This is a genomic window from Hydrocarboniphaga effusa AP103 (assembly GCF_000271305.1).
GTDB lineage: Bacteria > Pseudomonadota > Gammaproteobacteria > Nevskiales > Nevskiaceae > Hydrocarboniphaga > Hydrocarboniphaga effusa.
On record NZ_AKGD01000004.1, the window covers coordinates 601,166 to 618,904 of the forward strand.

The window sequence follows — 17,739 nt, forward strand, 5'->3', positions numbered from 1 at the left end:
CGCGAGACCAGAAACGTAGAAGCAACAACGCGCATGAAATATCCAGCGCAACAGCAGCCGCCAAGCTTTTACGTCTCCCGTCTCCCGTTCCCCATCTCCCGGCCTTTCTGCTTCATCGCCCGCGCGCATTCGGCGATCAGTTCCGGACCGCGATAGATAAAGCCACTGTAGATCTGCACGAGGTTCGCGCCGGCTTCCTGCTTGAGCACCGCGTCGCGGCCCGACATCACACCCCCGACGCCGATCAGCGCAAAGTCCTCGCCCGCGAGCGAGCGCAGACGGCGCAGCGTTTCGGTCGCACGAGGGAGCAGCGGAGCACCCGACAGCCCGCCGGCCTCCCTCGCGAGCACGTGATCTTCCAGGCCCGGGCGTTCGATCGTCGTGTTGGTGGCGATGAGTCCGTCGATGCCTTCTTCGCGCGCGACCGCGACGATGCCCGTGAGCTGTTCCTCGGGCACGTCGGGCGCGATCTTCACGAGCATCGGCACCTTCTTGCCGTGCTGCTGCGCGAGATCGCGAGCGCGCTCGACGAGCGTGCGCAGCAGGGCGCGCAGACGCTCCTCGTCCTGCAGGTCGCGCAGGTTCTTGGTGTTCGGCGAGGAGATGTTGACGGTGATGTAGTGCGCGCTCGAATACACCTTCTCGAGGCCGATGCGGTAGTCGTCGATCGCGTTGTCGATCGGTGTATCGGCGTTCTTGCCGATGTTGATGCCGAGCACGCCCGAGAAGCTCGATTCGTGTACGCGTTGCAGCAGGTAATCGACCCCCTTGTTGTTGAAGCCCAGGCGATTGATCAGCGCCTGATGCTCCGGAATGCGGAACATGCGCGGACGCGGATTGCCGGGCTGCGGACGCGGCGTCACCGTACCGATCTCGACGAAGCCGAAACCGAGACGATCCCAGGCCTCCAGGCAATCGCCGTTCTTGTCGAGCCCGGCCGCGAGCCCGATGCGATTTCGAAAGCGCAAGCCCATCAGATCGACCGGATCCTTGACCGGCGAAAACGCGAACGGTGCCGTCGTGAGCTTGGGCCAGCGCTGGAACAGATCGAGCGTGATTTCGTGCGCGCGCTCGGCATCGACGCGGAACAAGGCATTGCGGGCCAGCGAGTAGAGCAGACTCATGATCGACGACGGGAAGGATTCGAAGTTGGAGAGGAAGAAGCCTGCAACGCCGGCATGTTCGGCGCAGCCTGCATCCAGGCGGCCGCGCGCTGCGGCTCGACCGGCCGCGGCTTGGGCTTGTGCATCGGCGGAGCCAGCAGCGAGCCGAGCGCCTTCGGCAGGCGGCGCGCCAGCGACTGGCGCAATCCGAGCGTTTCCTCTCGCAGCCATTCGCTCGTCGCAAGCAGCGGCAGGCGCGTGAATGAAATGCCGAGATCGCGCAGCAGCAGCGATTTGGATTCGTTCTCGTACAGCGTGCTGAAGCTGCCGGCCGCCGCGAACAGGGCGCGGGACAAGTGCAGATAGTCACGGCGCAGAACCAGGCCGGCCTGCTGCGTGTTCGACATCAGATGAATCACCGTCTGCCCACGCAGGTACAGGCCCTTGAGCCCGCCCCGCTGCAGCTGCGAAATGAAGTTCTGTCGATTCAGCGGCGTCACGCCCTTGCGCTGCAAGGTCTCGTCGAGCGAGGCGCGAATCTCGTCACGACGTGCCGCGTTCTCGCGCGGGTGCGTGGACATTTCGATCAGCGTGTCGGTGAGCAGCTCGGTGTCCGCGAGCACCGCCGCCGCGAGGTAATCCCAGACCGCGCGCCACTTGCCGTCGAGGCTCACGACATTGCCCCAGTCGATCAGGTGCAAGCTGCCGTCCGAGCCGACCATGACGTTGCCCGGATGCAGGTCGCCGTGAATCTCGCCATAGACGAAGCCGTGGTGCAGCACCGAGTACAGCAGGCGCTCGGCGATGCGCGCCTGGAAGCGCCGACGATCGCGCCGACTCAGCCGCCGCATCGCACGCGTCAGGCTCGTCGCATCGGACAGATACTCCATCTCGATGATGCGATGCGTGTGGCTGTACAGCGCCGGCACGCGCCAGAGCGCGCTGCGCAGGCTGCGATCGTAGAAGCGCTCGTGGTTGCGCGCCTCCTGGTCGAAATCGAGCTCCATCATGAAGCCGGCGACGAACTCGTCGACCTGCTCTTGCATCGCGCGCAGAAACGGCGCGAGCTTGGAATGCGGCGCCCAATACTGGCTCGACATGATCGCCAGCCCGAGCACGAGCTTGCCGATGGCGAATTCGCGATCGAGATTCTGCCGGCCGATCTTGACGACCACCGGGCGCAGCACTTCGAGCCCGTTTTCGAGGAAGGGTTTCTTGGCGACGTAGACGCTGCCGATCGAGCCCGAGCGGACCGGGCGCGCGGTATCGAAATCCATGTACAGCTCGTGCGGCGCGCGGCCGTAGCATTCGAGGAAGGCCGCTTCGACTTCGGCCGCCGTCATCGGCGGCACGTCTTCGTGGAAGACCGCGAGCTCCCGGGCGATCTCCTCGGGCAGGAAATCCGCGTTCGCAGCCGCGACCTGCGCCATCTTGACGAAAAACGGCCCGAACTCGCGCACCATGTTCGCGATGATCTGCGCCTGCGCCTTGAAGTCCTTCGGGTCGGCCTGGAAGAACGGCTTGATGTGGCGCAAGGCGCGAATCTGCCGACGCATGATCGCCACATCGCCGCGCACCGTGGCCGCGCGCAGCATCACCTCGCGCAGCTGCCATTCGTTGAAGCGGCGCCCGGCCTTGAGCACGTTGATGGTTTCGACGAGCAGCGGCTCGTAGGTGCGCAGCACCAGGCGAACCATGTCGAGCGACAGCTCGCCGAGCCCCTTGAGCTCGGGCGAGGCGAACAGCTCGTCGAAGAAACGCCAGAACTCCTGCACGAGCGCATCGGGCACCTGCACCGGGCTGCGCGCGACCGCCTGCTCGACGACGAAGCGGATCAGATCTTCGGTGGACTGCTCGTTCGGAATCAGCCGGCGCGCACGCAGGTACGCGGTCACGCGCTCGCTGGAACGCAGCAGCGGATGGCGATACAGGCTTTCGAAGACGATGTCGATCGAGGACGACAGCTCTTCGCGCGTGATGTCGGATTCGGAGGCCAGCTGCTTGAACAGCGGCTTGAAGCCCTGCGTGACCCTGTAGGTCGAGACCGTGAGCGCGCCGAGATCGCGCAGCAAGCCCGAGCGTGGCGCGGGCGGCGCCTCGTCGCCAGGAGCTTGCGGGTCCGTCACGGAAGCGTCAGCCAGTGCCCCAGCTTGTTGGCCTTGGCCCGCAGATAAGCCTCGTTGTGCGGGTTCAGCCCCGACTCCACCGGCACGCGCTCGGTGACTTCGATGCCGTCGGCCGTCAGCGCATCGAGCTTGCGCGGATTGTTGGTCATGAGCCGGATGCGCGGCAAGTTCATCTGGCGCAGCAGGTCGACCGCCAGGCCGTACTCGCGCGCGTCGGCCGGAAAGCCGAGCTGGTGATTGGCCTCGACGGTGTCGCGCCCGGTGTCCTGCAGGGCATAGGCGCGAATCTTGTTGCCGAGCCCGATGCCACGGCCTTCCTGGCGCAGGTACAGCACGGCGCCACGGCCGGCTTCGGCGATCCTGGACAGCGCTGCGTGCAGCTGGAAGCCGCAATCGCAGCGCAGTGAAAACAGCGCGTCGCCCGTGAGGCATTCGGAATGCACACGCACGAGCGGCGGCTCGCCCGACAGGTCGCCGAGCGCAATAACGACATGTTCTTTCTCGTCCGGCGCCCGATAAACCGTGATCCGAAACTCGGCGAACGGTGTCGGCAGTTTCGATTCGGCGATTTTTTCGAGGGGAATACGGTCAGTCGTTCGCGCGTTGGCGACGGGCTTCATCAAGCACCCATGAAATTCTGTCCACAGACACGTAGCGTGCGGCCGTTGACGCCAGATGCAAGAGGGCTGGCCATGAACGTAACGGCTTCCGCAATGTCGATCGGCAGACCGCCCTGGTTCAATGAAGACAGACGGCGGCCCACCTCGCGAGGAATCGTCGGCATCGCGGCGGTCATCTGGGTTTCGATGAAACCCGGAGCCACGGCGTTGATCGCGCCGCCGCGCTTGGCCATCTGCGAGGCCAGCGTTTCCACATAGCCAATGATACCGGCTTTGGTCGCCCCGTAGTTGGTCTGCCCGGCGTTGCCCGAGATGCCACCGATCGACGAGATGCAGACGATGCGCGCGCCCGTGTTGAGCCCGCCATCGAACAGCCGCTCGTTGATGCGCAGGATCGAACCGAGGTTGATGTCGAGCACCTGATCCCACCAGTGCACGGGCATGTTGCGCAGCATCTTGTCCCGGGTCACACCCGCATTGTGGATGACGATATCCAGCGGGCCGGCTTCGCGCAGCAGGCGATCCCCCGCATCGGAGGCGGTGACGTCGAGCGCCAGGCCGCGGCCGTTGATGCGGCTCATCGTCGCGCCGAGCGCGCCTTCTTCCTGCGGACGATCGACACCGATCACATGCGCGCCTTCACGAGCGAGCGTCTCGGCGATCGAAGCGCCGATACCGCGGGCCGCGCCGGTGACGACCGCGGTCTTGCCGGCCAGCGGCAGCACGAACGAATCGGGCACGCCGGCGGCCGGCGCGTTGAGCGTGAGGATCTGCGCATCGACATAAGCCGAGTGCTCGGTCAGGAAGAAGCGCAGCGCGCCCGCGATGGTCGGCTCGGCGCCCGAGTTGACCTCGACCAGATTGACGGTCGCACCCTTCTTGCCGATCTCCTTGCCGAGCGACTTGACGAAGCCGCGCAGCGCCATCGAGATCGTGTAGGCGCCGACCGAATCGGTCGACGCGGCCGCGCGCGAGACGATCAGCACGCGGCCGTTCGGCGCGAGCTTGGCCAGGCGCGGCTGCAGGAAATCGTAGAGCTGACGCAGGCCGGCGACCGAATCGATGCCGCTCGCATCGAACACGAAGGCGTGCACGGCCTTGGCTTCCGGCGCCTCGGTCTTGAGCGCGACGCGCGCTTCGGCGGCGGCGTTCTTGATCGGCGGCAAGCCCGGCAGATCGGCGCTCACGAAGATCGTCGCGCCCATGCGATCGAGCCCCTGCACGAGCGCGGCCGACAGCTCGGCATTACGCGCACCGGCGAGCACCACCGCGCGATCGGTCAGCGGCAGCGCCTCGTAACCAGCCTTGGCGCGGCGCAGGCGCGGCGGCGTCGGCATGCCGATCAAGCCGGCGATCTGCTTGCCGAGCGGCGATTGAGTGAAATCCAGCAGACGATCGCTCATGACAACTCCATCGAAAGGAAAATTGAAAGGGAAAGGACGGATCAGTGGAAGGCCGCGATTATCCGTAGCGCCACCTTGCTGAACACTGGCGGCATCGACACGGCCGATTTCGCGTTGGGCGAATCCTGGCCTTGACGCGACGACGAATCGAAGACGGTCGCAAAGGGTTGCCGTTGCGCCGAAGCCAGGCGTCCGACTCGCCGTTGACGTTGCCGATGCCCCGGCCGATAGTGCCCGGCGACACGCCGGACGCACTCGCCGGCCCACATCACTCGAATGACGTTCTTGGGAGCCTTTGATGAGCAAGGCCAATATGCTGGCCGGCGTTTCCGTGGGATTGGCCGTCGTCACGTTCATTACGCTCAACTTGATCTGGCCGTTCAAGCCGACGCAGGAAACCCTGAAGGCCAATCCGACCAGCGACTCGGTGTTCGCCTCCGACATTGCTTCCACACCGGCGGCCGACCTGGCCGGCAAAGCGCAGGAAAGCGAAGCCGCGGCCTTGCCCGCCGTCGCCGACAGCGACCCCTCAGCCGCGAGTGACGAAGCGCCCGCCGCCCCAGACACAGACGCCCCGAATGCGACGCCGGTGCAGCAGCAGATCGCAGCAGTGCCCGAGCCCAGCCCGGCAGCGCAGGCGCCGGCGCCCGCCGAATCCACTTCGGCTCCCGCTCCGGCTGAGCCCAGTGCCGAGCCCGCAACCCCGGCCGCCGAAACGTCGGCAGCCGCCGAAAGCACGGCTTCCGCCGAGCCTGCCGCCGCTCCGAGCGAACCCGCTGCCAAGCCGAGCAAGCCCAAGTCCACCACCGCCCCGCGCGCCGATGCGCTCGCCCAATGGTGGCCGAGCGCCCCGACTCCGGGCCGGCTCAACCTGCTCTACGCCGGCCAGGCCGCGCAAAGCCCGGCGATCGCCCTGCTGTTCGACTCGGTGTTCGCGGACACGGCAGCCGCCGGCAACGCGATCCGCGTCGTCGACGGACAAGGCAAAACGGTCAGCGGCAGTTGGGAGCTCGCGAGCAATCGGCGCCTGCTGATGCTCAAGGCCAAGCCGGGCCGTTACACCATCGTGATCGGAGCCGACCTTGCGAACCAGCGCGGCCAGACGCTGGGCACCGAGCTGCACGGGCCTGTCTACGTGCGCTGATCGCAGCCGATGTCGCAGTAACGAAAGTAGCGAAAGTAGCGAAAGGAACGAAAACGGGCCGCAGATGCAGCCCGTTTTGGTCGGGATCAACACCCGATCAGAACAGCTTGCGATCTTCCTTCGGCGGCGGCGTCCACTGGTACAGCCAGGTTTCGGTCATCGGCTGGCCGTTGGCCGACAGGTACAGGCGGATGTCGATCGGGGTGGTCGTATCGTCCGGCGGCACGATGTCGAACATCGCGCGGTAGCCGCGGATCGCATCGAGCGGGCGCGCCGAGGTGATCTCCACCTTGCCGCGCGAGACGCTGATCTCGGCCCTGACCTCGGTCTTGCCCGCGATCAGCGGCAGATCGCCCCCCGCGAAATCGACCGCAAAGCGCCACGAGAAATACTGGCGCTTCTGGCCGACCACGCCGCCGAGGCCCGTGCGCGTCGCCACGCAGATCGCGTTCGGCGGGTTGGCCGGCATCTTCGCGCCCCAGTGCAGGCGATAGCCGAACAGCAGCTCGTCGCCGGCCTTGGGCTTGGTCGCCGGGCTCCAGAGCGCGACGATGTTGTCGAAGGTCTCGTCGACGGTCGGAATTTCGACGAGCTGCACCGAGCCCTTGCCCCAGCCGGCTTTCGGCTCGACCCAGAGGCTCGGACGGCGGTCGTAGAACACGCCGTCATCCTGGTAGTGATCGAAATTGCGATCCCGCTGCAGCAGGCCGAAGCCCTTGGGATTGTTGTCCTGGTAGGCGTTGAAACGCAGGTTGCGCGGGTTTTCGACCGGGCGCCAGATCCACTCGCCCGAACCCGTGTACATCGACAGGCCGTCGGAATCGTGAATCTCCGGGCGCCAGTCCCAGGCCATGCGACGATCGTTCTCGCCGGTCTGGTACATGCTCGTGCATGGGGCGATGCCGAGACGGTCGATGGCCTTGCGCGGATACAGCGCCGCGTCGATGTCCATCGTCAGCGTGCCGCCCGGCGTGATGATGAAGCGGTAGGCACCAGTGGTGCTCGGCGAATCGAGCAGGCCGTAGACGGTCAGCGTGTTCGAAGCCGGATCGGGCTTTTCGAGGTAATAGGCGACGAAATTCGGAAACTCCTCGGGCGTCGGTGCGCCGGTGTCGATCGCCAGGCCGCGCGCCGACAGGCCGTACTGCCAGTCGCCGCCGACCGCGCGGAAATAGCTCGCGCCCAGAAACGCGGCGACGTCGCGTGTTTCGTCGGTGTGGAAGTTCAGGCGAAAGCCCGCGAAACCGAGCTCCTTGGGCAGCTTTCCGCCCTTGAGGCCGCTCTTGCCGTAATCGAACATCGCCGGATCGTAGGCGAGCTCCTGCGCCTGGCCGTTCGCGATCTCGTACATCTTCACCGGGCTCTTGAAGTACAGGCCCAGGTGGAAGAACTTGGCCTTGAAGCGCAGCTTGTCGTCCTGCCAGAGCGCATGGTCCTGACGGTACTGGATCGCCTGGTACTGGTCCCAATTGAGCGCCGAAACTTCCTTCGGCAGCTCGCCCTGGTGCGACTTGTACGCCTGCGCCGAAAGCGCGCGCGCCTGGCCCTTGAGGGCGGCGTAGTCGAAGCGTTCGGCCTTGCCGAGCGGCTTGGGCTTGGCGGCCCCGGCGACGGTCGGCAACAAGGCCATCGGCACCGGCAAACCCGCGGCTGCGAAGGCAGTCGCGGCTTTCAACAAATCCCTTCTCTGCATTGTTTTCGAGTCCCTGGTCGGAAGGCGCAAGCAAGGAGCCGGATACTGCCCGGGTTCGCGGCTCAAGCGCGCGATTCTAGGCAATCGCGTCCGGCTCCGAAATGAACCGCCGCCGTATCGAGCCGGGCGCTCGCGCCCGCCGTCAGTGAACGATGTTGCCGCTGACCGGCAGGGCTTCGTGACCGTCGACGCGATGCGGTGGGAAATCGCAGCGGAAGGTGCTGCCGGCCCCAAGCTCGCTATCGATGCGCAGCCGGCCATCGTGACGTTCTAGCGCATGCTTGACGATCGAAAGTCCCAGGCCGGTGCCGCCGCTCGCACGCGAACGGCCGACATCGACGCGATAGAAGCGCTCGGTCAGCCGCGGAATGTCGGCCGCCTCGATGCCGATGCCGCTGTCGACCACCGAGAAATGCGCGCCCTCGGCATCACCCCACCAGTTCACGCGGATCACGCCGCCGGGCGGCGTGTAGCGCACCGCGTTGGTGACGAGGTTCGACAGAATGCTCTGCGCCTCGATCTCCCGCCCGCACAGGAACAGCTGGGGCTGGATGTTGACCTCGAAGCGATGCTGCCCCTTCGACATCGCCTTGGCCTCTTCGACCGTGCGCGCGAGCATCGACGGAATGTCGAGCACGTCGAGCCGATGGTCGTAGCCGTCGGCTTCGAGCCGGGCCAGCTTGAGCATGTCGTTGATCAGCGATTCCATGCGCACGGCCTGATTGCGCATCTCGGTGACCGGCATGCGCCACGCGGCCAGGCCTTTGCCGTCGCGTGTGTCGGGTTCGAGCATGTCGAGATAGCCACGCAGCACCGTCAGCGGCGTGCGCAGCTCGTGCGAGGCGTTGGAGACGAAATCGCGCCGGGCGTGCTCGAGCCTGCGCACTTCTGAGATATCGCGCACGATCATCAGCCGCTGGTTGTTGCCATACGGAATGATGCGCAGCGCGAGCGCGATGTTGCGATTGATCGGCGACGGCACCTCGACCTCGCCCGAATACGAATCCCCGGCGATGTAATCGGTGAAGTTCGGATGCCGGATCAGGTTGGCGATGCGAATGCCGACGTCCTGGCTCGATCGCAAACCCAGTAGCGACTGCGCCGCGCGGTTGAACCAGAGGATTTCTCCATGCTCGCCGAGCACCACCGCGCCGTCGGGCAGCGCGGCGGTCGAAGCCTGAAATTCGGCGACGATCTCGGCGAGCTTCTTCTTGCGCTTGCGGTTGCGCTTGTCGAGCACCTGCAGGGCCTCGAACACCTCGCCCCAGATGCCGGAGGGTTCGGGCAACTGGTAATGCTTGGGCGCCATCAGCCACAGCCGCAGATGGCGCAAGTGCCGCATCTGGTTCGCCAGGTAGACCACGATGGCGAGCGTGAAACCGGCCAGCAGATGCGAGAACAACTGCCCGACCAGCAGGCCGACGGCAGCGACGATCGTGAGCTTGACGAGTTCCTGACGCCAGGCCAGTGAACTCAGTGCCCGGCCCTTCGCTGGCTTGGGCGCCGCCGGAGCCGGCGACGCGAGCGCCGGAGAAGAGGCCGGCTGGTCGGCTGCCATTGCGAGCTACTCAGACCTTCTCGGAGAAGCGGTAGCCGGTTCCGCGAACGGTCTGGATCATGCCGTCGAAGCCGTGCGGCTCGAGCGCCTTGCGCAAGCGGCGAATGTGCACGTCGACCGTGCGCTCCTCCACGTAGACGCTCTGGCCCCAGACGCGATCGAGCACCTGTTCGCGCGTGTAGACACGATCCTGGTGGCTCACGAAGAAATGCAGCAGGCGGTATTCGGTCGGACCCAGCCGCACCGGCTCGCCCTTGGCGGTCACGCGCTGGCTGGCCGCGTTGACCTCGAGGCCGGCGACCGACAGCGTCTCTTCTTCGCCCCCTGGCGTGGCGCGACGCAGCACCGCCTGGATGCGGGCGATCAGTTCGGGGAACGAGAACGGCTTGGAGACGTAATCGTCGCAACCCGTGTTGAGGCCGCGAACCTTGTCTTCCTCTTCGACGCGCGCGGTGACCATGATGATCGGCACGTCGCGCGTGGTGGCGTTGTTCTTGAGTTCACGCGAAAACTCGATGCCCGAGGCGCCGGGCATCATCCAGTCCATCAGGATCAGGTCGGGCTGGTTTTCGGCGATACGCAGGCGGGCTTCACTCGCACCACTGGCCAGGGCGACGTTGTAATCGGCACGTTCCAACGCGAACTTGAGCATTTCACGAATCGGTGCTTCGTCTTCGACAACCAGTATCAGTTTGTTCGGCATGCCCATGGTCGCATTAGATGATTGCGGGATGCTAAAGACAACTTATTACAGGTTTTTGACAGCCTCCGGACGAATATGACAACGCCAAGCCCTTGCCAGCGCTTGGATTTAACCCGCCAGCGCCTTGTGGATCTTCTCGCTCACGTCCGGGGACGCCACCTGCTGGACCAGCCGCTGCAATACGGCGCGCAGCAGTTCGTCACGCGGAGCCGCCAGACCGCGCCAGCCAAGCAGGCCGTCGGCCAGGCGCGACGCGATCTGCGGATTGCTCTTGTCGAGCTTGAGCACCTGTTCGGCCAGCAGCCGGTAGCCGGAGCCATCGGCCCGGTGATAGGCGCGCAGGTTCTCGCGCCAGAACGTACCGAGCACGGAGCGGATGCGGTTCGGGCTGGCGACGTAATCCGGGTGCCCCAGCAGTTCGGCGGTCCGCTCGACACCGTTGCCGATCGCAGAACCCGCCTGCAAGGCGAACCACTTGTCGAGCACGAGCGCGTCGTGACGCCAGCGTGACAGGAAGGCGGCCATCGCGTCCTCGCGCTGCGGGCAGTCGATGTCGTTGAGCGCGACGAGTGCCCCGTACGACAGCGTCATGTTGTCGGAGCCCGCCCGATCGCGGCACAGATCGAGGATGCGCGTCGAGCGGGTCGCCGCCAGATACCCGCTCGCGATCCCGGCGAGCGCCCGGCGGCCGACGTTGATCGCACCCTGGTCTTCCGGGGCGGCGGTCGCCCAGACCGACAGCGGACCGGTCAGCGCGTGGGCGATGCGCAGGCGCAGGGCGTCGCGCGCGGCGGCGAGTTTTTCGCCATCGAGCGGCTGCAGCTGGCCGGCCAGATAGCTCTCGGACGGCATCCGCAGCAGCTCGGCGAGCAAGGCCTTGTCGTCGAAATGCTGGGCGGCGAGCAGCTGCAGGCCCTTCAGCAAGGCCTGGGTGTCGTCGCCGGCCGGGCCCGACAGCAGCTCGAAGAAGGCGTTCAGCATGAGCCGCTGTACCGCCTCCCAGCGCGCGAAGCCGTCGGACTCGTGCAGCAGCAGGTTCACGAGCTGGTCGGACGAATAACCGAACTGCAGCCGAACCGGAGCCGAGAAACCCTGCAGGAACGACGGCGTCGGCCGGACTTTGACGTCCTCGAAGGTGATCGTCGCCTGCGCATCCTCGAGCAGGATCAGGTCGGGCGCCGGCATCAGCGGCGGCTGGGCCGGCAGGTGGATGCGCTGGCCCTCGCCGTCGAAGAAGGCGACGCGGATCGGAATCGGCACCGGCTTCTTGTCGGGCGCACCCGGCGTGGCCGGCGTGGATTGCTCCAGATGCAGCGTGTAGGTGTGCGCAAGCAGGTGATATTCGTCGTCGATGCCGACGGTCGGCGTGCCGGCCTGCGAATACCAGCGACGGAAGCCTTCGAGATTGCGGCCCGAGACCGCCTCGTGTGCGGCGAGGAAATCCTCGATCGTCGCGGCCGAGCCGTCGTGCTCGCGCAGGTAATGCTGCACGCCCTTGATGAAGGTCTCGCGCCCGAGCAGGGTCTGCAGCATGCGCACGATCTCGGCGCCCTTCTCGTAGACCGTCGCGGTGTAGAAGTTGTTGATCTCGACGTAGGAGTCCGGCCGTACCGGATGCGCCATCGGGCCGGCATCCTCGGCGAACTGCAGCGTGCGCAGCTGGCGCACCTCGCCGATGCGCTGCACGTCGGCGCCATTCAGGTCAGCCGAGAAATTCTGGTCGCGAAAGACCGTAAGACCTTCCTTGAGCGAGAGCTGGAACCAGTCGCGGCAGGTCACGCGGTTGCCGGTCCAGTTATGGAAATACTCATGGGCGATGACCGATTCGATGCCCTCGTAATCGGCGTCGGTCGCGGTATCGGGCGAGGCGAGCACGAAGCGCGCGTTGAACAGGTTCAGGCCCTTGTTCTCCATCGCGCCCATGTTGAATTCGCGCGCGGCGACGACCATGTAGATGTCGAGGTCGTATTCGAGCCCGTAGACCTGCTCGTCCCAGCGCATCGCCTTCTTGAGCGATTCGAGCGCATGCGGCACGCGACCCTCGTTGCCCTTGTCGACGTAGAACTGCAGCGCGACCTCGCGGCCGCTCGCCGTCGTATAGGTGTCGCTCACGCAGCCCAGATCGCCCGCGACGAGCGCGAACAGATAGCAGGGCTTCAGGAACGGGTCTTCCCAGATCGCATAGTGACGCCCGTCGGCCGCCTCGCCCGCTTCGACGCGATTGCCGTTCGAGAGCAGCACCGGATAGCGCTGCGCATCGGCCTCGATGCGCACCTTGAAGCGCGAAAGCACATCGGGGCGATCGGGAAAATAGGTGATGCGCGAAAACCCGCGCGCCTCGCATTGCGTGCAGAGCATCGGGCCCGAGCGATACAGGCCTTCGAGCGAATGATTCGAATCCGGATCGAGCCGGGTCACCACGCGCAGGCTGAAAGCCTGCGGCAGAGCCTGTTTGATCAGCAGGCGCTCGTCGTCACGCTCGACGTTCGCCTCGGCAACCGCAAGACCGTCGATCGCCAGTTCGAGCAATTCGAAACCGCGGCCATCGAGATGCAGCGGCGCGTCGGCCCGCGCCTGCCCGTTGCGGCGGATTCGCAGCACGCTGACCACGGTCGTGCGATCACGCACGTCGAAATCGAGGTCCACGTTCTCGACCGCGTAATCGGGAGCCCGGTAATCCTTGCGAAACACTTCCACCGCTGCGTTCATGGCCTGATCTTCTCGATGCGTGGCGCATTGTAGCCACACCGTCATGCGGGCCTTAGTATCCGCGCCATCTGCCTTCGGAAGCCTTTCGCGGAGATTGCGATGCCCAGCGCCACCGACCTGATCCAGCAGCTGCCCACCGCGTTCGATGCCGCTGCGGCTGCCGGCACCGAGTGCACGATCCAGTTCAACGTCTCCGAACCCATGCACCTGCTGATTCGCAACGGCCACTGCGAAGCCAAGCGCGGAAGCGCTGCTTCGCCCGACGTGAGCCTGACGATGGACGATGCCGACTTCGTCGCCCTGATGACCGGCGAACTCAATGGCATGAGCGCTTTCATGACCGGCAAGCTCACGGTCGATGGCGATTTGATGCTCGCGCAGCGCCTGACGCAGTGGTTCGAGGCCGGCAAGCTTGGCTGAAACCCGAAACGTCTCGTTCGAACTCGAAGCCGGCGCGCAAGGCCTGCGCCTGCGCGCCTTGCACCGCCCCGAATGGGAGCCGCTGTGCATCGACTGGCTCTCGGCCGACGTGCGCCGCCGCATCCTCGCGGGACGCAAGCAATTGCTGCCGCGCGCACTTGGCCTGCACAAGAAGGCGGACGTGCTGATCGCAGATGCGACTGCCGGCCTCGGCCGCGACGGCTTCACGCTCGCCGCGCTCGGAGCGCGCGTGATTCTCGTCGAGCGCCACCCGTTCGTGATCGAACTGCTGCGCGATGCGCTCGCACGTGCGAGTACCTGCGATGAGAAATGGGCGATCGCGGCCTGCGCGCGCGTCGAGATCGTGCAGGCCGATGCGCGCGAATGGTTGCGCCACTGCCCGCACGCGCTCGATGGCGTGCATCTGGACCCGATGTATCCCGAAGACGGCAAGACCGCGCTGCCGCAGAAAGGCATGCAGATGCTGCGCGAACTCACTGACGGCGACGATGATTCGGCCGAGCTGCTGCGCGCCGCGATGGCGAGCGGCGCCGCGCGCGTCGCGGTCAAGCGGCCGACCAAGGCACCGTGGCTCGATGAACGCCAGCCGAACGCGGACGTTGTCGGCACGCAGGCGCGTTACGATATTTATCTCAACCGCCGCTAGCCCGATTCGAATTCAATCCGCCATGCGCACTCTGACGCTGATCCGTCACGCCAAGTCCTCGTGGGACGATCCGAAGATCGAAGATTTTCATCGCCCGCTCAACGAGCGCGGTTTTCGCGATGCGCCGGTGATGGCGCAGCGCCTCGGCAACCTGCTCGACGCCACGCCGCAACTCGTCGCGAGCCCTGCGCTGCGCACGACGACGACGGCGCGCATCTTCGCCGAGGTGCTCGGCATCGCGGAATCTTCGATCCGTTTCGAGCCGCCGATCTACGACGCCACCGCCGCCGAGCTGCTCGCGGTCGTGCGCGAGCTCGACGATGCGTATCCGAACGTGGCGCTGTTCGGCCACAACCCGGGGCTCACCGACCTGTCCCACCGGCTCGCGCGCTGCACCTTCGGCGAGATGCCGACCTGCGCGATGGCCGTGCTCGAATTCGATGTCGATCGCTGGGCCGATGTCGCCCATGGTCGCCTGTTCGCGTACTCGTTCCCGAAGGAACGGCAGTAAAGTTCAGCCGTCGATGCGCTTGAGGCCGTCGCGATAGCGCCGGGAGTGCTGCGCATAGACTTCGGCCGATTGGCGCAGCCCGGCGATCTCCTCGGGCGTCAGTTCACGCACGACCTTGGCCGGTGAACCCAGGATCATCACGCCGTCCGGAAACTGCTTGCCTTCGGTGACGAGGCTGTTGGCGCCGACCAGGCAATTTTTGCCGATGCGCGCGCGGTTCATCACCACCGACTTGATGCCGATCAGCGAGCCGTCGCCGATCTGGCAGCCGTGCAGCATCACCAGATGGCCGATCGTGCAGTGCTTGCCGATGACGAGCTTGAGGTTCGGGTCGGTATGCAGCACCGAACCGTCCTGCACGTTGCTGCCTTCGCCGATGCGCAGCTCGTCGTTGTCGCCGCGCAGCACCGCGTTGAACCAGACACTGGCCCCGCGTTCGAGCACCACGGAGCCGATCAGGCTCGCGTTGTCGGCGACGAAATTGTCGCCCTGCAGTTCGGGCGTGCGGTGATCGAGTCGGTAGAGCATGCGGCAAGTATACGGTGCTCGATCTGGTCTCGATCTGGGTCGAGGTTTCAGACATCACCGCGTATCGCATACGATTAAGCCGCTCCTCGCCCGCTCCCACTTCCTTCGAGACATGACCACTCGCCTGCCCGCTTTCAAGGCCTACGACATCCGCGGCCGCGTTCCCGACGAACTCAATCCGGACATCGCCTACCGGCTCGGCATCGCCTACGCCGAGCGCTTCGCGCCGAAAAAGATCGCGCTCGGCCGCGACGTCCGCCATTCCTCGCTGCCGCTGCTCAAGGCGCTGGCGCACGGTTTCAACGCGCGCGGCGTCGAAGTGCTCGACATCGGCCTCTGCGGCACCGAAGAAATCTACTGGGCCGCACAGCAACCGGGCGTCGACGGCGGCATCGAAGTCACCGCGAGCCATAACCCGATGGACTACAACGGCATGAAGCTCGTGCGCGGCGGATCGATCCCGATCTCGGGCGACACCGGCCTGCGCGAGATCGAAGAGGCCGTCGCCGCTTCGACCGCGACCTGCCCCGAAGGCGAACCGGTCGTCACCAAGGCGAGCTATCGCGACGGCTACGTGCAGCATCTGCTGAGCTACGTCGACACCTCCAAGCTCAAGCCGCTCAAGATCGTCGTCAACGCGGGCAACGGCGTCGCCGGCGTGGTCGTCGATGCGATCGAGAAGAGCCTGCCGTTCACGTTCATCAAGGTGCACCACGAGCCCGACGGCGATTTCCCCAACGGCATCCCGAACCCGTTGCTGCCCGAAATGCGCGCCCCGACCGCCGATGCGGTCAAGGCGCATGGCGCGGATTTCGGCGTGGCCTGGGACGGCGATTTCGATCGCTGCTTCCTGTTCGACGAGAACGGCGGCTTCATCGAAGGCTATTACATCGTCGGCCTGCTCGCCGAGGCGCTGCTCAAGAAGGAACCCGGCGGAAAGATCATCCACGACCCGCGCCTGACCTGGAACACCGTCGATGTCGTCGAAAGCGCCGGCGGCGTACCGGTGATGAGCAAGACCGGCCATGCCTTCATCAAGGAGCGCATGCGCAAGGAAAACGCGATCTACGGCGGCGAAATGAGCGCGCATCATTACTTCCGCGACTTCGCCTACTGCGACAACGGCAACATTCCGTGGCTGCTGGCGGCTGCGCTGATCAGCGAGAGCGGCAAGCCGCTGTCCAAGCTCGTCGAAGAGCGCATGAAGGCCTTCCCGGCCAGCGGCGAGATCAACCGCAAGGTCGCCGACGTGAAGGCCACCATCGCGCGGATCGAAAGCGCCTACGCGCCCAAGGCCAGCGCGATCGACAAGACCGACGGCATCAGCCTCGATTTCGGCAGCTGGCGCTTCAACCTGCGCGGGAGCAACACCGAGCCGGTGCTGCGCCTGAACGTGGAATCGCGCGCCGACGAGGCGCTCATGAACGCCAAGACGCAGGAAATCCTCGCGCTGATCGATGCCGGCGGAGCGACCGCCGCGCACTAAAAAGAGGAGCGACGGCCCGTTCCCGAACCCGCCCGGAGCCGGCTCCGGGCGGGTCTTTCATTGGTACGCCGGGAAATTCCGCTTTGAATACAGGGTGCTGAAGCGCCCACGCAGGTTCACTCAAACCTCGCGGCCGACGCCGCCGCGCTGGCTCGAATCCTGCTGCAATCCGGCCGTCATGACTCGATCCGCGGCCTTTGCAACTGACAGGCGATCCAGCTCTCGCGTGGTGACCGCGAGCCGGGCGCCGCAGCTGGACGACGCTCCGCTGAGCCGCCGGCTCGGCATCGCCATCTCGGTCGGCCTGCACCTGCTGCTCGCGCTCGGGCTGCTCGTGAAATGGCCGAGCCGGACGCTGGAGCTGCCGCCCGCCGCGGACCAGAAATCGATCGAGGTTTCGCTGATCACGGCCGCGGCCTCGTCGCCTTCGGCTGCCGCCGCGCCACCGCCGGCCGCGCCGACGCAGGCGGTCGAAGCGCCCAAGCCCAAACCGAAATCCGTCAAGCCGAAGCCCAAGCCGGTCGTCGCCGCCCAGGCGCCCGCGCCGGTAAAAGCGCCCGTGCCGGAACCCGAAATTTCGAAGCCCGCCGAACCCGCGATGGCTCAATCGCAGCCGGCGCCGGCTGCCACGGCCACCGCATCGAGCGCGCCTTCCACCGCCGCCGTCGCGAGCGCCACGCCATCGAACCCCGGTGCCGGACGCCCGGTCGGAGCGCCGGCCGTGAGCATGAGCCCCGAGCAGATCAGCCGGCTCGAGCGCCAGTATTCGATGATGGTGATGCGCTCGGTCGAGCGGAACATGCGCGTGCCCGTGCGCGCCCGCCAGTTCAAGGAAACCGGCGTCACCGTCGTGCGCATGCGCATCGGCCGCGACGGCAGCGTGCTCGAAGCGCGCGTGGTGACCTCGTCGGGCTTCGGCTATCTCGACGAGGAAGCCCAGGCCCTGATGTTCCGCATCGCGAGCTTTCCGCCCGTGCCGCCGGTGCTGCGGCCGTGGATGGAAAGCATCGTCATCGATCAGCCGGTGAATTTCAGGCTCTAGCGACCCGCTGCGCACACCGTCGCCGA

15 protein-coding genes are annotated in these 17,739 nt (G+C 65.9%); 6 read left to right on the plus strand and 9 right to left on the minus strand.

The window, feature by feature from the left end; genetic code table 11:
- Positions 1-68: 68 nt before the first annotated feature.
- Genes WQQ_RS22010 through WQQ_RS22025 form a run of 4 tightly spaced genes read right to left on the minus strand, consistent with a single transcriptional unit; the run spans position 69 to position 5,252 of the window.
- A complete protein-coding gene (locus tag WQQ_RS22010) occupies positions 69-1,124 on the minus strand; it encodes a quinone-dependent dihydroorotate dehydrogenase (protein ID WP_007187487.1) in 1,056 nt (351 codons plus the stop codon).
- Entirely contained in the window at positions 1,121-3,229 is a 2,109-nt protein-coding gene (locus WQQ_RS22015; protein WP_007187488.1) for an AarF/UbiB family protein, read from the minus strand. The genes WQQ_RS22010 and WQQ_RS22015 overlap by 4 nt, the downstream gene beginning before the upstream one ends.
- Complete coding sequence (gene ribA / locus WQQ_RS22020; RefSeq protein ID WP_007187489.1) at positions 3,226-3,849, minus strand: GTP cyclohydrolase II; 624 nt, start codon at positions 3,847-3,849, stop codon at positions 3,226-3,228. The genes WQQ_RS22015 and ribA overlap by 4 nt, the downstream gene beginning before the upstream one ends.
- Positions 3,849-5,252, minus strand: coding sequence for a 3-oxoacyl-ACP reductase (locus tag WQQ_RS22025; protein WP_007187490.1), 1,404 nt, complete (start codon positions 5,250-5,252; stop codon positions 3,849-3,851). The genes ribA and WQQ_RS22025 overlap by 1 nt, the downstream gene beginning before the upstream one ends.
- A gap of 298 nt (positions 5,253-5,550) precedes the next feature.
- On the opposite strand from WQQ_RS22025, the gene WQQ_RS23420 reads away from it, so the two are divergent.
- The gene (locus WQQ_RS23420; protein ID WP_050997809.1) at positions 5,551-6,396 is read left to right on the plus strand and encodes a hypothetical protein; all 846 of its coding nucleotides are present in this window, start codon (positions 5,551-5,553) and stop codon (positions 6,394-6,396) included.
- Between the two features lie 97 nt (positions 6,397-6,493).
- Here WQQ_RS23420 and WQQ_RS22035 read toward each other — a convergent pair whose 3' ends face one another.
- The 4 genes from WQQ_RS22035 to pepN all read right to left on the minus strand — a co-directional run bounded on the left by WQQ_RS22035 (position 6,494) and on the right by pepN (position 13,059).
- Positions 6,494-8,089 (minus strand): OpgD/OpgG family glucan biosynthesis protein, encoded by a 1,596-nt coding sequence (locus tag WQQ_RS22035; protein WP_007187493.1) that lies wholly within the window; start codon positions 8,087-8,089, stop codon positions 6,494-6,496.
- A 142-nt stretch (positions 8,090-8,231) separates the two neighbouring features.
- Positions 8,232-9,647, minus strand: coding sequence for a phosphate regulon sensor histidine kinase PhoR (phoR, locus tag WQQ_RS22040; protein WP_007187494.1), 1,416 nt, complete (start codon positions 9,645-9,647; stop codon positions 8,232-8,234).
- 10 nt (positions 9,648-9,657) lie between these two features.
- Positions 9,658-10,356: a phosphate regulon transcriptional regulator PhoB gene (gene phoB / locus WQQ_RS22045; RefSeq protein WP_007187495.1), complete on the minus strand. Its 699-nt coding sequence runs from the start codon at positions 10,354-10,356 to the stop codon at positions 9,658-9,660.
- 102 nt (positions 10,357-10,458) lie between these two features.
- On the minus strand, positions 10,459-13,059 hold the full coding sequence (pepN, locus tag WQQ_RS22050) for an aminopeptidase N (protein ID WP_007187496.1): 2,601 nt from the start codon (positions 13,057-13,059) through the stop codon (positions 10,459-10,461).
- 99 nt (positions 13,060-13,158) lie between these two features.
- On the opposite strand from pepN, the gene WQQ_RS22055 reads away from it, so the two are divergent.
- Genes WQQ_RS22055 through WQQ_RS22065 form a run of 3 tightly spaced genes read left to right on the plus strand, consistent with a single transcriptional unit; the run spans position 13,159 to position 14,657 of the window.
- The gene (locus WQQ_RS22055) at positions 13,159-13,479 is read left to right on the plus strand and encodes an SCP2 sterol-binding domain-containing protein (RefSeq protein ID WP_007187497.1); all 321 of its coding nucleotides are present in this window, start codon (positions 13,159-13,161) and stop codon (positions 13,477-13,479) included.
- Positions 13,472-14,146 (plus strand): class I SAM-dependent methyltransferase, encoded by a 675-nt coding sequence (locus WQQ_RS22060; protein WP_007187498.1) that lies wholly within the window; start codon positions 13,472-13,474, stop codon positions 14,144-14,146. The genes WQQ_RS22055 and WQQ_RS22060 overlap by 8 nt, the downstream gene beginning before the upstream one ends.
- Positions 14,147-14,168: 22 nt before the next feature.
- Positions 14,169-14,657, plus strand: coding sequence for a SixA phosphatase family protein (locus tag WQQ_RS22065; protein WP_007187499.1), 489 nt, complete (start codon positions 14,169-14,171; stop codon positions 14,655-14,657).
- 3 nt (positions 14,658-14,660) lie between these two features.
- Here WQQ_RS22065 and WQQ_RS22070 read toward each other — a convergent pair whose 3' ends face one another.
- Positions 14,661-15,185 (minus strand): gamma carbonic anhydrase family protein, encoded by a 525-nt coding sequence (locus tag WQQ_RS22070; RefSeq protein WP_007187500.1) that lies wholly within the window; start codon positions 15,183-15,185, stop codon positions 14,661-14,663.
- Between the two features lie 112 nt (positions 15,186-15,297).
- Here WQQ_RS22070 and WQQ_RS22075 point away from each other — a divergent pair, with 112 nt between their 5' ends.
- Both WQQ_RS22075 and WQQ_RS22080 read left to right on the plus strand, forming a co-directional pair.
- Complete coding sequence (locus tag WQQ_RS22075; protein ID WP_007187501.1) at positions 15,298-16,671, plus strand: phosphohexomutase domain-containing protein; 1,374 nt, start codon at positions 15,298-15,300, stop codon at positions 16,669-16,671.
- A gap of 226 nt (positions 16,672-16,897) precedes the next feature.
- Positions 16,898-17,713: an energy transducer TonB gene (locus WQQ_RS22080; protein WP_007187502.1), complete on the plus strand. Its 816-nt coding sequence runs from the start codon at positions 16,898-16,900 to the stop codon at positions 17,711-17,713.
- Positions 17,714-17,739 lie beyond the last annotated feature (26 nt).

Excerpts from the sequence above, each read along its gene's own strand:
- WQQ_RS22035 (WP_007187493.1), bottom strand. The coding sequence starts at position 8,089 with ATGCAGAGAAGGGATTTGTTGAAAGCCGCGACTGCCTTCGCAGCCGCG.
- phoR (WP_007187494.1), bottom strand. The coding sequence starts at position 9,647 with ATGGCAGCCGACCAGCCGGCCTCTTCTCCGGCGCTCGCGTCGCCGGCT.
- WQQ_RS23420 (WP_050997809.1), top strand. The coding sequence starts at position 5,551 with ATGAGCAAGGCCAATATGCTGGCCGGCGTTTCCGTGGGATTGGCCGTC.
- phoB (WP_007187495.1), bottom strand. The coding sequence starts at position 10,356 with ATGGGCATGCCGAACAAACTGATACTGGTTGTCGAAGACGAAGCACCG.
- WQQ_RS22065 (WP_007187499.1), top strand. The coding sequence starts at position 14,169 with ATGCGCACTCTGACGCTGATCCGTCACGCCAAGTCCTCGTGGGACGAT.
- WQQ_RS22010 (WP_007187487.1), bottom strand. The coding sequence starts at position 1,124 with ATGAGTCTGCTCTACTCGCTGGCCCGCAATGCCTTGTTCCGCGTCGAT.
- WQQ_RS22055 (WP_007187497.1), top strand. The coding sequence starts at position 13,159 with ATGCCCAGCGCCACCGACCTGATCCAGCAGCTGCCCACCGCGTTCGAT.
- ribA (WP_007187489.1), bottom strand. The coding sequence starts at position 3,849 with ATGAAGCCCGTCGCCAACGCGCGAACGACTGACCGTATTCCCCTCGAA.
- WQQ_RS22025 (WP_007187490.1), bottom strand. The coding sequence starts at position 5,252 with ATGAGCGATCGTCTGCTGGATTTCACTCAATCGCCGCTCGGCAAGCAG.
- pepN (WP_007187496.1), bottom strand. The coding sequence starts at position 13,059 with ATGAACGCAGCGGTGGAAGTGTTTCGCAAGGATTACCGGGCTCCCGAT.
- WQQ_RS22075 (WP_007187501.1), top strand. The coding sequence starts at position 15,298 with ATGACCACTCGCCTGCCCGCTTTCAAGGCCTACGACATCCGCGGCCGC.
- WQQ_RS22070 (WP_007187500.1), bottom strand. The coding sequence starts at position 15,185 with ATGCTCTACCGACTCGATCACCGCACGCCCGAACTGCAGGGCGACAAT.